We start from the raw sequence: 16,022 nt of genomic DNA on the forward strand, positions 1-16,022 counted from the left end.
GTATGAGATACCGTCGCAGGAACCGGGAAAAATTTCCGGCTGCCCTTTGGATAATCGTTGTAGCGGGTACAACCGCCGTGCCGTAAAAAACTTAGCCCGGGTTTTTCTGGCATATATTGCATATATCGTAAAAATTACAGCAATAATGTTGACAGGAGGCTATCATGGCCAAATTTATTTTTGTCACCGGTGGAGTAGTATCATCATTGGGCAAAGGTATTACTGCCGCTTCCCTTGGCCGCCTGTTGAAAAGCCGCGGCCTGAAGGTGGCCATTCAAAAGCTGGACCCTTATATCAATATTGATCCCGGTACCATGAGCCCCTACCAGCACGGGGAGGTTTTTGTTACCGAGGACGGGGCGGAAACCGACCTGGACCTGGGACACTATGAACGCTTCATCGACAGCAACTTGAGCCGGAGCAGCAATGTGACCACCGGGGGCATCTACTGGTCGGTGATCACCAAGGAACGCCGTGGCGACTACCTTGGTGCCACGGTGCAGGTAATTCCCCATATTACCAACGAGATCAAGGAGAGGATCCTGCGGGTTGCCGACGAATCCAATCCCGACGTGGTTATTACGGAAATTGGGGGCACCGTGGGCGACATCGAGTCCCTTCCCTTTCTGGAAGCCATCCGCCAGTTGCGCACCGACCTGGGCCGGGAGAACGTCATGTACATCCACGTTACCCTGGTGCCTTATCTCAGAGTAGCCAACGAGTTAAAAACAAAACCCACCCAGCACAGCGTGAAGGAGCTTCGCAGCATCGGCATACAACCCGACGTGATTGTCTGCCGTACGGAGCGCCCCCTTTCCCGGGAAATGGAAGAAAAAATAGCCCTCTTTTGCGATATTGACCCCCATGCGGTAATCCAGGCGGTGGACGCCCCCTCCATTTATGAGGTACCCCTGATGCTGGAGAGGGAGGGCCTGGGGGAAATAACGGTACAGCGCCTGGGCCTGGAATGTCATCCTCCCGAACTGACCGAATGGGAAGATATGGTCAACCGCATGAAAAACCTGCGGGAGAAAGTTACCATCGGCCTGGTGGGCAAGTACGTCTCCCTGCCCGACGCCTATTTCAGCGTGGCTGAAGCCCTGCGCCATGCCGGGCTCTACCATGGTGTCGCGGTGGACATTCGGTGGATCAATTCCGAGGAACTGGAATGCAAGCCGGTTGAAGATTATCTCCGTGATGTGGATGGGGTGCTGGTTCCCGGGGGATTCGGGGACCGGGGCATCGAGGGGAAAATCAAGGCCATCAAATTTGCCCGGGAGAAAAGAATCCCCTTTTTGGGCATTTGCCTGGGGATGCAACTGGCGGTGGTGGAATATGCCCGCCACGTTTTAAACTGGCCCGGGGCCAACAGCTCCGAATTTGATCCCCGCACCCCGTATCCGGTTATCGATTTGTTGCCGGAACAAAAGGAACTGGACCGCCTGGGCGGCACCATGCGCTTGGGTCGTTATCCCTGCCGCCTGGTACCCGGAACCCTGGCCCACAGGGCCTACGGAGAAGAAATTATTTACGAAAGGCACCGCCATCGCTACGAACTGAACAACACCTACCGGGACGAACTGTCCCGGGGAGGGCTGGTCTTTAGCGGTACGCGTCCGGACGGCTACCTGGTGGAAATTGTCGAACTGCCGGGGCATCCCTGGTTTTTGGGCACGCAGTTCCATCCCGAGTTTAAGTCCAGGCCCAACCGGCCCCATCCCCTTTTCCGGGACTTTGTCGGTGCTTCCCTGGCCTACCGGGGAAGCCGTGCTTAGCCCTGCATGGGATCAACCGGCCGGGTAAAGAATAGGCCTGTGGGAGGTTTTCTGGTGTGAAGAGAAGGATCGTGGCTGCCGTGGTGTGTGTAGCGGTTTTGTTTTCCCTGGGTGCCGGGCTGGTAAGTGTGCTTTCCCGTCAGGACAGGGGAATAAAAGTTCCCCGTGGAAACGGTGCGGTGGCCATAATTCCCATTACCGGTACCATTGTCAGCGGGCGGGCTACCCCGGGATTCTTTGGTTCAGGGACAGGCTCGGAGGATGTGATGGAGCGGCTGCGCCAGGCAGAGCAGGACCCGGCGGTTAAGGCCGTGGTGCTGCGGTTAAACAGCCCGGGGGGCACCGCTGCAGGCGCCCAGGAGATTGCCGCGGAAGTGGATAACCTGCGCAAAAGCGGCAAGAAGGTGGTGGCCTCCATGGGGGATGCCGCGGCCTCCGGGGCTTACTGGATTGCCAGCCGGGCAGATAAAATTGTGGCCAACCCCGGCACCCTTACCGGCAGCATTGGTGTAATCATGCAGACCCAGGACCTGCAGGGTTTGTACAACAAGCTGGGCATCAACACCCGTACCTTCAAAAGCGGCCCCTACAAAGACATGGGCTCGCCAAGCCGGCCGGTAACCCCCGAGGAACGGGACATCTTTCAGGGTATGGTTGATGACATTTACGACCAGTTTCTGCGTGCCGTATCTGAAGGCAGGAAGATGGAGCTGGACCGGGTGAGAAAACTGGCCGATGGGCGGGTCTATACCGGCCGGCAGGCTCAAAAACTGGGGCTGGTGGATGAGCTGGGCAACCTGCGGGATGCCGTGCGCCTGGCCGGCCGTCTGGCCGGGTTGGGTCCCAACCCCGTGACCACCGAGCTGGGTCCCCGCGGTTTCTGGTCGGAAATCCTGTCCGGGACGCTCTTACCCGGAGGGTTGGGCAGCGCTTTTCCGGACGACAAAACAGCCATCTGGCTGATCTGTCCCCCCTGCCTCCCCCCTGGCTCGGGGGGCGATGCGCTACGCTTTCCCGGTTCTTAAGGGGGACATTTTGAAAACGGAGGTGGTCATTGGTGGAAGAGCGCACCCGGACTCCCGGCGGGGTCTTTCCCCCCGGTGAAGATGTTCATGGCGTCCCGGTGGAAAATACGCTTCCCCCGGAGCCCCCGGTGGGCTTTCTGGATATCATTTACGGGGTCTTTTTTGACCCCCGGGCTACTTTCAGGCGGCTGGCCGACCGCCCGCCCCTTGGCCTGGCGGTTTTGATCTTTACCCTGGTCAACCTGGCCGGCGCCCTCATGGGAGCCCTGGTGGGGTACCGCCTGACCCTGTCGCCCGGCCATCCAGCCATGGGCATGAACTGGCTTGCGCCGGCCGCCCCCCTTGTGGTGGTGGGAGGCCTGGTCTTTCAGTATGTGAAGTGGGTGGTGGTAAGCGCCCTGCTGCACCTGACCGCCGGGTTGCTGGGCGGACGGGGCAAGGCTCCCGGAATTTTAACCGTAACCGCCCTGGCGGCATTGCCGGCACTGGCCATGATACCCGTTGATTTGCTGCTTTTGCTGCTGGATACCCGGGGCATGGCCTTAACCGTGATCACGGCGATTTCCGGACTGGCTGTTTTTATATGGGGTGTGGTGCTGGTAGTTCTGGGACTGATGGAGGTATACCAGTTTTCGGCGGGCCGCGCTTTACTTACGGTGCTGCTGCCACCAGTCGCTATTATCCTGAGCGGTATTGTTTTACTGGTGCTTTTTGCCGCGGGCCTTTCTGCTTTGTTTCCGCTGAACGGCGCACCCTGGTAAAAATTTTTTTCCGGTGGAAGGGATTTCTTACCCCCTGCCGAAACACTTCTTTAGCGTATTGCACCGTCAGGGTAAAGCCAGCTGCAGGCAGGGGGGGTTAGAGGTTGACGAGTTGCCGGTATCACCTGTTGGTAGTAGATGACCAGGCTGGAGTGCGCCGGATGCTCCTGGAGGCATTTAGCAGTGACGGATATGAAGTGGGCCTGGCCGTTTCTGGACTTGAGGCACTTCAGAAGCTTAAGCAAGGTGGTATAGACCTGGTGTTGCTGGACATGAAGATGCCCGGAATGAGCGGACTGGACACCCTGCGGGAAATTCGCAGGCTGAATCCTGATCTACCGGTGATAATGATGACCGCGTACGGGGAGCTTGAGCTGCTTGGTGAGGCAAAAAGGCTTGGGGTGCGGCATTATGTGAGCAAGCCTTTTGATCTCCAGGAAGTGCGTTATCTCGTCCGGGCTCTTCTGGCTGACAGGCGTCCAGCCAGGAGATACCTGGAGGTCATCAGTTAAAGGGAGTCAGCCAGAAGTTTTGCGAGGTTGCCGCGTGGGGGTTTGGTTTGAGTGGTCATTAATACCGAGACAACCCTGGTGATGCGTTGTCCGGAGTGCGGCAGGTTGGAGCGTCATAGGATATCCAGTTTTAGTCTTGTGGGCGATCGTTCCTCGCTGCGGATCAACTGTTCCTGTGGTGCGCTTAAGTTGTTGCTCACTATCCGGGGTAAGAAAGTGAACCTGCAAGTTCCCTGTGTGGTTTGCGGGGCCAGGCACGCCCGTTTGGTTAATGCCCGCACTCTTTGGCTTAGCGGGGACATCGACCTATTTTGCCAGGCCACCGGCCTGGAGCTGGGGCATCTGGGATCGGAGGACCGGATGCGCGACCGGGCCTGCGTGGATGAAGCCCTGGATGAGCTGGATTTTATGGCTGACAGCTTTTTTCATAACCGGGAAGTGATGTATGCAATTTTGAACCACGTGAACAACCTGGGTAGAGCCGGGAGGCTTTACTGCAAGTGTGGAAATCACCGCATTGAAGTGGATATCTTCCCCGATCGCCTGGAGTTACATTGTAGCCGTTGCGACAACCTTTACATAGTTTATGCGGAAACCAAAGAAGATCTGGATGCAGTAGGGCGTATCTGGAAAATAGAGCTGGTCGGGCATACTTTCACCCATCTGGGGCAAACCAGGAAAACGCCGCCGCAGCCGTGATTGGTAGCATTGTCCCCGCCGTAGCAAAGGCAGGGCGTGTGGTAACGGCGACCTGTATTAAGAAATTTTTCCCGGGGTATAATGGGAAAAAAAGAAGGGCGGGAAGGAAATGTCCCTTGTTCCGGTAAGTGTGCTGCTTAAGACGGCCGAGGTGGAAGGCTATGCCGTGGGAGCCTTTAACTGCAATAACCTGGAAATAGTTCAGGCCATCGTGGCCGCTGCCGAGGCGGAAAATGCACCGGTGATTATGCAGGCCAGTCAGGGGGCCATTAAGTATGCCGGCGTTGACTATATTGCGGCCATGGTACGGGTAGCCGCCCGGGGAGCCAGGATACCGGTAGCCCTCCACCTGGACCACGGTACCAGCTTTGACCAGGTCATGCGCTGCCTGGTGGCCGGTTTTTCCTCGGTGATGATCGATGGTTCCCACCTGCCCCTGGAGCAAAATATTGCCCTTACCCGCCGGGTGGTGGCGGCGGCCAGGCCGGTGGGGGTTTCCGTGGAGGCCGAGCTGGGCAGGATTGGCGGCGTGGAGGACGACATCGCGGTTACCGACCGGGAGGCCTTTTTTACCGACCCGGAGGAGGCCCGCTATTTTGTAGAACAAACGGGTGTAGATTCCCTGGCGGTGGCTATCGGCACGGCCCATGGCCGCTACAAAGGCGAGCCCAGGCTGGACTTTGACCGCCTGACCAGGATTAAAGAGCTGGTGCACATTCCCCTGGTACTGCACGGGGCTTCCGGCGTGCCCGACGAGGCCATCAGGGAAGCCGTCCGCCGGGGAGTGCGCAAGGTAAACATTGATACCAATATCCGGGAAGCCTTTGTGGGGGCGGTCCGCCGTAAGCTCGACGAAAATCCCCAGGAAATCGACCCCCGCAAGATCCTGGGGCCGGCCCGGGAAGCGGCCATAGAAGTAATCCGGGAGAAGATGCGGGTTTTTGGCTGCTCCGGGAAGGCCAGGGGATAAATAGCTATTAATTATCATTATTAATTATGAAGACAGATATTGCTAGCATTCAAGGAGGACTTTCCATGCAGCTTTTTCTCGACACAGCCAACGTGGAAGAGATCAAAAAAGCCTACGCCCTGGGGGTAATCAGTGGCGTAACCACCAACCCGTCCCTGATTGCCAGGGAGGGCCGGGATTTTGCCGAAGTGGTGCGGGAAATTACCGCCATTGTGGACGGGCCGATCAGCGCCGAAGCGGTGAGCACCGAAGCTGAAGGCATGATTGCAGAGGCAGAGGAACTGGCGGCCATCCATCCCAACATCGTGGTCAAAATCCCCATGACCGGAGAAGGGCTCAAAGCGGTGAAGTTCCTTTCCTCCAAGGGGATCAAAACCAACGTTACCCTGGTTTTTTCGGCCAACCAGGCTCTTCTGGCCGCCCTGGCCGGGGCTACTTATGTCAGCCCCTTTGTGGGCCGGCTGGATGATGTCGGCCACGACGGGCTGGAACTGATTCAGGACATCATGGCCATTTATAGCAATTACGATTTCCCGACCAAGGTTATTGCAGCCAGCATTCGCCACCCGGTGCATGTGGTCATGGCCGCCCGGGCCGGTGCGGACATCGCCACCGTGCCTTATAAAGTGCTCATGCAAATGCTCAAACACCCCTTAACCGATACAGGTATTGAAAAATTCCTGGCCGACTGGGCCACGGTTCCTAAGAAGTAAGATATCCCGAACAAACCATGCTCATAGCGCGCGTCAAGGTAAAGCTTCTGGGTTGGAAAAACTACCTGGCCGAAAAATATCATCAAGTAATGAACCTTCCCGACGCCCCGCACAAAATTGCCCACGGGGTCGCCCTGGGTACGGCTCTGGATTTTTTCCCTATTCCCCTGATCAGCATCCCCGTGGCTTACCTGCTGGCCCGGTCCTTAGGGGTAAACGCCATTGCAGCCGCCCTTTCGGCCACCTTTTTTAAGTGGGCCGTACCCTTCTTTTACGCCCTGAATTACCTGGTGGGCAGCACCGTCATTGGGGACATCCCGGCGGTTCCCGCCGGGGGTTCCCTGTCCACTTTCAAACAAATGGGATACCCCTTTTTAATTGGTGCAGTCATAGACGCTGCCCTCGCGTGGATCTTGATTTACTTCCCCGTACGCCGTCTGCTGGAAGTACGGCGGCTCAAAAAACGTTCCTGAGCACGTTTCCCCTCCTTGTGGATTCCCGGGTCAGCGGGGTTCCACCAACCAGGCCGGTTTCCCCTTAACTGCCTTAAAAGTTTATTATCAAACTTCATTTGTTTATAATGCGGTACAACTGGTTAGACGGCGGTCGTCCCGGGCCGCTCCTTAGTAAGTATTTGGAAAGGAAAGGATGCAGTGTGAATTATTCGGAACTAGAAGGCAAAACCATGCAGGAGTTGTACAAAATAGCCCGGGAGCTGGAGCTTACCGGGTATTCCCGCCTGCGCAAGCGGGAACTGATCTTTGAAATCATCAAAGCCCAGACGGAAAAAAACGGGCTCATTTACGCCCAGGGGGTGCTGGAGATACTCCCCGACGGCTACGGGTTCCTGCGGCCCTTCCAGTACCTGCCCAGCCACGATGATATCTACGTGTCTTCCTCCCAGATCCGCCGGTTTGACCTGCGTACCGGCGACCTGGTGGCCGGCCAGGTGCGGGGGCCCAAGGAAAACGAGCGCTACTATGCTCTGTTGCGGGTGGAACAGGTTAACGGTGTCGATCCGGAGAAAGCCGCCGAGAGATTGCATTTCGACGGCCTCACCCCCCTTTATCCCCAGAATCGGCTCCGCCTGGAGACCCAGCCTGACAAGATTGCCACCAGGATCATCGACCTGGTTGCCCCCATCGGAAAAGGACAGCGGGGTTTGATTGTGGCGCCGCCCAAGGCGGGCAAAACCATGCTCTTAAAAGAAATTGCCAACAGCATCACCCGGAATCATCCCGAAATTTACCTGATTGTGCTCCTCATTGACGAACGGCCGGAGGAAGTTACCGATATTGAACGCTCGGTGGACGGGGAAGTAGTGAGTTCCACCTTTGACGAGCCGCCGGAAAACCATGTGAAAGTGGCGGAAATGGTGCTGGAACGGGCCAAGCGCCTGGTGGAACACAAGCAGGATGTGGTGATCTTGCTGGACAGCATCACCCGGCTGGCCCGGGCGCACAACCTGGTGATCCCCCCCAGCGGGCGTACCCTGTCCGGGGGCGTCGACCCGGCCGCGTTGCACAAGCCCAAGCGTTTCTTCGGTGCCGCCCGCAATCTGGAGGAAGGGGGCAGCCTGACCATCCTGGCCACCGCTCTCATTGAAACGGGCAGCCGGATGGATGACGTGATCTTTGAAGAGTTCAAGGGTACGGGCAACATGGAGCTGATTTTGGACCGCCGGCTGGCGGAACGGCGCCTGTTCCCGGCCATTGACGTGCAGCGTTCCGGCACGCGCAAGGAAGAACTGCTGTTGTCCCGGGATGAACTGGAGTGGATCTGGTTTTTCCGCAAGGCTACCGTGGGTATGGCCCCCTGGGAGGCCATGGAGATGCTCGTGGAGCGCATGAAAAAAACCAGAACCAACGAAGAGCTCCTGCGCCTCTTCCGCACTGCCCGTAAAAGCGGTCCGGTGGTTCCCCCCGACAGGCCCCCCGATGTGCGCCGGGATATTACCCCCGAAAGCCAGTGACAGTTCGCTGCCCTCCAGCCTGTGGTACTTCCCCCTGCACCGGGGTAATTATTTCGTTTACTGGTGCCGCCCGGCACTCACCAGAATAAGGCTCTGCTCCTGGTATTTCAGGTTTAATTGACACCCCGGTTTTAGGAAGACCTACTATACCAGTGAGTGCTGGGTCCCCGCTCTCTTCCTGGCTTCCGCGCAAGATGCGCACCCCGGCTTGCTCCGGGCCGGCGCTTTTTTTTTGTCTCCCGGAGAAAAAGGGCGGTCGTTTTTTAGCCGCGCCGTGCCACTCGATCCGGGTTGTTTGTGCTTCTCCTGGTCCAGGATGAACGTTGCCCCCTGGTTTTCCAGCAGGGAAAGTTCGCTTACGAAGTGCCGGGTGGTGCCGGCCGGCCTGCGGACGGTAACCAGGTCTAAAGTTTTTACACTTTATTTACAAAACTGAGATGGAACATTAAAAAAGCATGTTTAGAATAGGGGGCAAGGGAGGGGGTGAGGAAACATGAACTTAAGGGAGAAACTCATCAAAGGTATAGCGCTAATCTCAATGGCCGCCTTTACTGCTGTTGCTCCGCTTGGCACGGTAGCCATGGCGGCGACGGCAAAACAACCGGTAAAACCTGTGGTGACGGCAACCAGGCGGGGAGCAGTACCGGCCAAACCGGCCAATCTCAAAGCAGGGGTGAAGAAGGCTGCTCCTGCGGTACCGGCAGCAAAGGCCAAGACGAAGTCAAACGTCAAGAAAAAGGTTGCAACCGGTAAGCCGGTTGCCGGAAAAAAAGTTGTACCCAAGAAGCCGGCCGTCCATAAGAAAGGGGTGGCGGTGAAAACCCCTGCAGTAAAGAAAACCGGGACTAAAAAATAGCCGCTGTTCAGTGCGGTGGTGAGGATGGGTTGATGAAACCTGTCCTATTTTTCTTTTTTACTTCTGACGTGGCTGAATCCAGGTTTGTCGCTTTTCTTCGATACCGGGGAGTTGTAAAATAAGAGCCAGATGGGAGTTTAATTCAGAGGTAGCCAGGGAATGAAAACCGAATTGATTTCCTGGCTTCCACAACTCCAGGTACAATAATTATATAAGGTAAAGCGAGAGAGGCGACAGATGAACCTTTTAGGAATGATCAGAACATTGCTCCTTCTCTTTACGCCGGGACTGATTCCCCTCTTCTTTCCAACCCATTCCAGCACCGTCAGTTTCCATCCGGGTTATCAAAATCATGTGGCCGTGCTCATGTACCATCACATCAGCAATACCGACCGCGGTTCGGCGGTAATCACTCCCCGGCTTTTTCGGGCACACCTGGATATTTTGCAAAAGGAAGGTTACCATGTCATTTCCACGGAAAGGCTGGCCCGGTTTCTGTCCGGAAAGGATAACGTCCCTCCAAAGGCGGTAGTCATCACCTTCGACGACGGGTATGAATCCTTCTATACATACGCCTACCCGGAATTAAAAAAAAGGAATATACCGGCCACCTGTTTTGTCATCGTGAAGTCTGCAGGCGACACGAAAGGCAGCCCGGGCTCCAGGCTTATCTGGAAACAAGTACCGAAGCTTACCTGGGAACAAATGCGGGAAATGCAGGCCCACGGCATGAGTTTTTATCCCCATTCCTATGATAGCCACTACCTGGCCAGGTTCGCCCCGGGTGTGCCCGCCGCCCGGCACATAAGGCCCGCCCTGGCAGGCCCGATCTGGCTGGATAAGCAAAACCGGCGGGAAACACGGGAAGAATATGAAGCCCGGGTAAGGGCGGATCTCCTCAAGGCAAAAGAAGTAATGGAAAAGGAGCTGGGGCGTCCCATGGACCAGTTTTGCTGGCCCTACGGGGTGGACAGCCCTACCGCGGCCAGGATTGCCCGTTCCCTCGGGTATAAATACCTCTATTATACCAGCAGGGGGTTGAACGGTTCCTGCATCACCGGCGGTCGCATCAGGCGCATCAATGCGGGCAGCCCTGATATCACCCCGGAAATTTTGATCCGTAAGATTGAACAATATGCGCTGCTTGCTTACGCTCAGCAGTGGTGCCCTTCCTTCATATTCCTCGATCCGGCGTTGCTTGAGCCGGCCTGTGTGGCCCTGGAGTTCTGGCAAGAAAGATTTTCGTGACAATGTTCCGGAGGTGATTGAAAATTGAAGTCCAGCCCCGAGGCAAATGTTTTAATTGTTGAGGATGATAGCAATATCGCCGAGTTAATCCGGCTGTACCTGGAAAAACACGGTTTTTCCAGTGTGATTGCTACCGGCGGTATGGAAGCTTTGAAAATCCTGAGCGGCAAAGATTCCGGTATCGACCTGGTAATCCTGGATTTAATGCTCCCCCTTATAGATGGGTGGGAGGTCTGCCGCTGGATACGGCAGCATTCGTCTTTACCGGTAATTATTCTTACCGCGAAAGGAGAGTTACAGAATAAACTGCGCGGTTTCGATCTGGGTGCCGACGATTATATCGTGAAACCCTTCGACCCACTGGAGCTGGTGGCACGGGTCAAGGCGGTTTTGCGCCGGACCGGAAACAAAGCCGAGCGTATAGAGTTGCCCGGTATAGTTATTGATTTGAGCAGCTATGTGGTAAAGGTGGGGGACGAGAGGGTGGAGCTGACTCCCCGGGAGACCCAGCTTTTATATCTTCTGGCCTCCCATCCCAACCGTGTCTTTACCCGCGAATCCCTCCTTCAGCAATTGTGGGGATTTAACTTTGAGGGTAATACACGAACTGTAGATGTACACATCAATCGAATTCGAGAAAAACTGGAGCGGTTCTCATGTGCCTGGCGCATCAAAACCGTATGGGGTGTGGGATATAAATTTGTCCTGGAGGGAAAAGATGCGGAAGTGGAGCATTTTTACTAAAATTCTCGTTTTCGGGCTCGGTATAGCACTATTTACTGCTCTGATCTTGAGCCTGGTTCTCTCTTCCCTGTTTTCCTATTACTTTTACCGTCAATATGAAGCTTCTTTGAAGGAAGACCTCCAGGAGGCTGCAAATTTAACCACAAAATACCTTCAAGGACAAATGGGGGTTAATGCTTATCATCGGGGAATGGACCTGATCACCCGTGTTGGGGGGACCAATTTTTACCTCCTGGACGCGCATGGCGCGGTTTCTTTTAAAACAGAAGGGAGCAGTGATTTTGCCCCCGGACAAAATGTACTGGCCGATTTGGTACAGCACGCCCGGGGAAACCAGATATATACCAGAATAGTAAGGGATCAAAAAGAACATTCTTTAGATATCGTGGTAGCGGCCACAAGACTTCCGGAAGGTACCATCATCGGCTTTTTCCCCGTGGCCGATATCAGGGAACCCGTTAGAGAAGTCATTCGTCTGGTCTGGCTGGCCGCCCTGGGAACTTTCACCCTGGCCGTCGTTCCGGCGCTCTTCTTTTCACGACACTTTACGCGACCTCTTGTCCAGATGAGCCGGGTTGCTTTGCTGATGGGGCAGGGGGACTTCAGCGCGCGTATTCAGGTGGAACAGGAGCGCCATGACGAAATCGGGCAACTTGCCCGGGCTCTAAACTTCATGGCGACACAACTTGAAGCACTTGAAAGAACCCGCCAGGATTTCCTGGCCAATGTTTCACACGAGTTAAGAACGCCGCTTACATCGATTCGCGGTTTTGTCCAGGGAATGCTGGACGGAACTATCCCGCCGGCAGGCCGGCCTGCTTACCTGGCCAGAGTTTTTGCCGAAACCGGGCGCCTGGCGCACATTGTGGATGATCTTCTCACCCTGGCCCGGCTGAAGAGCGGCCACCTGCGCTTTAACTGGGAGGACGTTTGTCCCGGGACAATACTTGCAGAAGTTGTGGAAATACTGACTCCACTGGCAGTCGAAAAAAAGGTGACTCTCGATTTCTCCACCAGTGTTGAAGGGTACATGACCCTCCGCGGCGACCGCTGCAGGCTGGCCCAGGTTTTTACCAATATAATCGACAACGCCATCAAGTTTTCGCCCGAAAACAGCAAAGTTATCGTGAGAGGCGAATGGAAAGCCAGCGGTTTTCTTGTCCGGGTGACAGATGAAGGGCCGGGCATACCACCTGCAGAACTACCTTATATTTTCGAACGCTTTTACACAGGCAACCTTTCTTCCGACCGGGAGTACCCAGGTACGGGGCTTGGCCTGGCCATAAGTAAACTCCTGGTGGAAAAACACGGGGGAAAAATAACCGCCGGCAACCGGCCGGGCGGCGGATGTGAGTTTAGCATTTTCCTTCCCGCACGCGGGCCGCAGGTTGCAGCCTGAACTACTTCTGCAGGTGGAAAGGCACCACCGAAACCACCACGTCCTGGTGGAAGATGAAATAAGTCCGCAGGAACCAGCCGGTCTGGTTGTGTAGTAAACGGTGCCACCACCTGCGGGTTTCAAATTCCGGGATCAGTATGGTAATAAAGTCGCCGGGCTGGCGTTTTTCACGCAACTGGTTAACAAAGTCGACTATAGGTTCCAGAATTGTACGGTATGGCGAATAACGGACAATCAGTTCCACGCCCGGATCCCAGCGCTGCCACTTTTCACGAACTTCCCGGCTGCTTTCTTCGTCCACACCTACATACAGGGCAATGATTTCAGAAGAGATGAGACGGGCATAGGCCAGGGTGTTCTCCACCACCCGGTTGACGCCGGCAACGGGCACCACCACCAGATTCCTGCCGGCAGGATGCCTTCTACTCCCTCCCCCGTAGCTTTCCCGGGGCAACCTCAATTGTTCCCGCATGTCCTGGTAGTGGCGGTAGATCTTTCGAAACATGGCAATCAATAGCGGAATGGCAACAGCCACCAGCCAGGCTCCGTAAATGAATTTGGTTACGGCGATAATGATCACCACAATGGCGGTGGTAACGGCACCAATGCCATTGATCAGTGCCCGGATCTGCCAGCCGGTGCCTCTTTCACGCCGCCAGTGGATAACCATGCCCGTCTGGGCGATGGTGAAGGAAAGAAATACGCCCAGGGCATAAAGGGAAATCAGGTGGCCGGTGTTGCCGTAATAGGCGAGGATGAACATGGCTGCCACTATGGAAAGCAAAACAATGCCGTTAGAAAAAACCAGGCGGTCGCCCCGGGCCGCCAGGTAGCGCGGCATGTAGCCGTCCCGGGCCAGCAGGGAAAGAAGCGGCGGTAAGCCGTTGTACGCAGTGTTTGCCGCCAGATAGAGGATCAACATGGTGGTGAACTGGATATAGTAGTAGCTCCAGTTATGGCCCAGTATGGCGAATGCCAACTGGGAAAGCATGGTTTGATTGGCCTGCGGCAGGAGATGATAGCGCATATACAGGAAGGTAATGCCGCCGAACATCAATCCCAGAATCAGGGCCATAATAAAAGTAGTCTTACGGGCGTTTTCCACCTCCGGGGGCTGAAACATGGTCACGCCGTTAGAAATGGCTTCCACCCCGGTCATGGAGCTGCACCCGCTGGCAAATGCTCGTAAAATGGCAAAAAGGGTGAAACCGTCCCAGGCAAACTTCATCGAAGCAGGAGGCAGAAAGGCCTCTCTTCCTGCAAGAGCCTGATAAACCCCAGCAGCCACCAGGATCAAAATGCCAAATATAAAACCATAGGTCGGGAACACAAAGACCGTTGATGATTCCCGGACACCGCGCAGGTTGATTAACATGAGCAGGCCAAAAAGCACTCCCAGGTCAATGGCAGTGCGGTAAGGAACAAGCAACGGGAAGGCCGAAATGATGGCATCAGTACCGGATGAAATACTCACGGCCACGGTCAAGGTGTAATCGATAAATAGAGAAGCTGCGGCAACAAGAGCAACGGTTTCACCCAGATTTTTTTTAGCCACCGAGTAAGAACCGCCGCCGCCCGGGTTGGCCCGGGCCACCTGGGCGTATGAGATACTGACAATGACCAGTAAAACGAGAATGGCAATGGCAATGGGAGCTGTAAACCCGTATAAGGCGGCTCCGGCGGCCGTCAAAACGGCAATGATCTGCTCCGGCCCGTAGGCCACCGATGAAAGGGCGTCCGACGAAAAGATGGCCAGCGCCTTCCAAACGGGCAGTTTCTCCCGTACCAGACTCTGGTTGGGCAGCGGCGCACCGATTAATAACCTTTTTAAAGTTCTAAACATCTCTCCGGTTAACCCCTCACTTCTACTCTCATTTGGACAAAAAAACCCCCCGCACACAACCACCGCTTTTCACCAACGAAACCGGCTTTAAAGCCTTGCGCCTCCCCCTCCTGCATTAAAACAATATCTATTCCAGTTCATTTTAGGACCGCGTTCTCGAACAGTCAAAAGCCGGAAAACAACCCAGCACAGTCCGGTCCAAACGCGGCTGCGGGAAAAAGGAAAATATCTGCCCATCTCAACGGGGGGCGTTATTTTTCAAATATTTTTATCACCGGCCAATTTCAACGCACTAAAACTGCAGGTTCTAACAGGCCACCGCCTGCCCCTGCCCTGCGGTACGCTGTTATTGGTTTTCTGTAATCCGGCCCATCTTTAAGCGTCACCTTTTCCTTAAAACTTTATACTGGCCCCTCATGTATAAAACGGCCCGCTTTTGGGCAATCCTCTTTTTTAGACTGCCTGATAACAAAACGGGATGAAGCAGTTGGAGGAGAGGACTGCACATGGGCAAGTTAGTTAAAAAGCGTCTGCGCAAATTAACCATATTGCTCGCAGCCGGGGCCGTCCTGGCGGTGTGCCTGCTGCCCGGGAGGGTGCCTCTCTATGCCGCGCCCGATGAGGCCATTCTCACCGGCGTGTCCTACGGCAACCTTCCCCGGGTAGAAACGGGCCCGCCTGCCGGTGACCGGCACGTGTACCGGGTGCGGCCCGGGGACACCCTGGAGGCAATTGCCGGCCGTTTCGGCCTGCCGGTAACCGCCCTGCAGGAAGCAAACGGCATCCGGGACGCCGACCTGATCGTGGAGGGACGGGTACTGCAAATTCCCGCCGGGGTACTTACACATACGGTATTGCCCGGCGAAACCCTTTCGGACATTGCCCGGCGCTACCAGATGCCGTTGGCCCGGCTGGTGGCCGTCAACGATTTATTGAATCCGGACCGGCTCGTTCCGGGACAGCAGGTGACCATCCCGGCGAGTTACCGGGACGACCTGGCGGCAAGAGCCGTCACGGCCGCCCTGCCGGTGGATCAACTGGCCTGGCCCGTGGTGGGGTGGGTAAGCTCCCCCTTTGGCTGGCGGGACGGCCGGCCCCATGAGGGGGTGGACATTGCCGCCGGGGAAGGCGAGCCCATCCGGGCGGTCCGCTCCGGCCGGGTGACCTTTGCCGGCCCCCGGGGAACTTATGGCAACACGGTCATTATTGATCATGGTGACGGCCTGGAAACCCTTTACGCCCACGCACTTCGGGTGCTGGTGGAGCCGGGACAGTGGGTGGAGGCCGGGGAGGTCATTGCCCTGGTGGGCAGCACCGGACGTTCCACCGGTCCCCACCTGCACCTGGAGGTACGCTTAAACGGCATACCCTATGACCCCCTGTTATGCCTCACCCGCACCAGGGTGTAAAGGCCCGCGGACAAAGCGGGCCTTTCGTTCGCCTGCAAATGGGTGTACGCCGGGGCTTTGTCATTGACCGGCCCCGGCCCCGTTGCTTATAATGGG

15 protein-coding genes are annotated in these 16,022 nt (G+C 56.0%); 14 read left to right on the top strand and 1 reads right to left on the bottom strand.

The annotated features are described in order from the left end of the window. Window positions 1–164 precede the first annotated feature (164 nt). The 13 genes from J2Z49_RS00485 to J2Z49_RS00545 all read left to right on the top strand — a co-directional run bounded on the left by J2Z49_RS00485 (window position 165) and on the right by J2Z49_RS00545 (window position 12,674). Window positions 165–1,775 (top strand): CTP synthase, encoded by a 1,611-nt coding sequence (locus J2Z49_RS00485; RefSeq protein WP_307398847.1) that lies wholly within the window; start codon window positions 165–167, stop codon window positions 1,773–1,775. 56 nt (window positions 1,776–1,831) lie between these two features. Beyond that, entirely contained in the window at window positions 1,832–2,800 is a 969-nt protein-coding gene (sppA, locus tag J2Z49_RS00490; RefSeq protein ID WP_307398849.1) for a signal peptide peptidase SppA, read from the top strand. Window positions 2,801–2,832: 32 nt separating this feature from the next. After that, entirely contained in the window at window positions 2,833–3,561 is a 729-nt protein-coding gene (locus tag J2Z49_RS00495; protein WP_307398851.1) for a Yip1 family protein, read from the top strand. A gap of 104 nt (window positions 3,562–3,665) precedes the next feature. Continuing rightward, window positions 3,666–4,073, top strand: coding sequence for a response regulator (locus J2Z49_RS00500; protein WP_307398854.1), 408 nt, complete (start codon window positions 3,666–3,668; stop codon window positions 4,071–4,073). 51 nt (window positions 4,074–4,124) lie between these two features. Beyond that, a complete protein-coding gene (locus J2Z49_RS00505) occupies window positions 4,125–4,772 on the top strand; it encodes a hypothetical protein (protein ID WP_307398856.1) in 648 nt (215 codons plus the stop codon). Window positions 4,773–4,881: 109 nt separating this feature from the next. After that, window positions 4,882–5,742: a class II fructose-1,6-bisphosphate aldolase gene (locus J2Z49_RS00510; RefSeq protein WP_307398858.1), complete on the top strand. Its 861-nt coding sequence runs from the start codon at window positions 4,882–4,884 to the stop codon at window positions 5,740–5,742. Between the two features lie 65 nt (window positions 5,743–5,807). Beyond that, entirely contained in the window at window positions 5,808–6,455 is a 648-nt protein-coding gene (fsa, locus tag J2Z49_RS00515) for a fructose-6-phosphate aldolase (RefSeq protein ID WP_307398860.1), read from the top strand. Window positions 6,456–6,472: 17 nt separating this feature from the next. Then, window positions 6,473–6,928 (top strand): DUF2062 domain-containing protein, encoded by a 456-nt coding sequence (locus tag J2Z49_RS00520; protein ID WP_307398863.1) that lies wholly within the window; start codon window positions 6,473–6,475, stop codon window positions 6,926–6,928. A gap of 182 nt (window positions 6,929–7,110) precedes the next feature. Beyond that, the gene (rho, locus tag J2Z49_RS00525) at window positions 7,111–8,427 is read left to right on the top strand and encodes a transcription termination factor Rho (protein WP_307398864.1); all 1,317 of its coding nucleotides are present in this window, start codon (window positions 7,111–7,113) and stop codon (window positions 8,425–8,427) included. Between the two features lie 493 nt (window positions 8,428–8,920). After that, window positions 8,921–9,283, top strand: coding sequence for a hypothetical protein (locus J2Z49_RS00530; RefSeq protein ID WP_307398866.1), 363 nt, complete (start codon window positions 8,921–8,923; stop codon window positions 9,281–9,283). 237 nt (window positions 9,284–9,520) lie between these two features. Beyond that, complete coding sequence (locus tag J2Z49_RS00535) at window positions 9,521–10,531, top strand: polysaccharide deacetylase family protein (protein WP_307398868.1); 1,011 nt, start codon at window positions 9,521–9,523, stop codon at window positions 10,529–10,531. Between the two features lie 24 nt (window positions 10,532–10,555). After that, window positions 10,556–11,275, top strand: coding sequence for a response regulator transcription factor (locus tag J2Z49_RS00540; RefSeq protein WP_307398869.1), 720 nt, complete (start codon window positions 10,556–10,558; stop codon window positions 11,273–11,275). Further along, window positions 11,250–12,674, top strand: a complete 1,425-nt coding sequence (locus tag J2Z49_RS00545; protein WP_307398871.1) for a sensor histidine kinase — start codon at window positions 11,250–11,252, stop codon at window positions 12,672–12,674. Before J2Z49_RS00540 ends, J2Z49_RS00545 begins: the two co-directional genes overlap by 26 nt. Window position 12,675: 1 nt before the next feature. On the opposite strand, the gene J2Z49_RS00550 is transcribed toward J2Z49_RS00545, so the two are convergent. Next, entirely contained in the window at window positions 12,676–14,517 is a 1,842-nt protein-coding gene (locus J2Z49_RS00550) for an APC family permease (protein ID WP_307398873.1), read from the bottom strand. 506 nt (window positions 14,518–15,023) lie between these two features. On the opposite strand from J2Z49_RS00550, the gene J2Z49_RS00555 reads away from it, so the two are divergent. Continuing rightward, window positions 15,024–15,926, top strand: a complete 903-nt coding sequence (locus tag J2Z49_RS00555) for a peptidoglycan DD-metalloendopeptidase family protein (RefSeq protein ID WP_307398875.1) — start codon at window positions 15,024–15,026, stop codon at window positions 15,924–15,926. Window positions 15,927–16,022 lie beyond the last annotated feature (96 nt).

Origin of the sequence: Desulfofundulus luciae (assembly GCF_030813795.1) — a bacterium.
Lineage (GTDB): Bacteria > Bacillota > Desulfotomaculia > Desulfotomaculales > Desulfovirgulaceae > Desulfofundulus > Desulfofundulus luciae.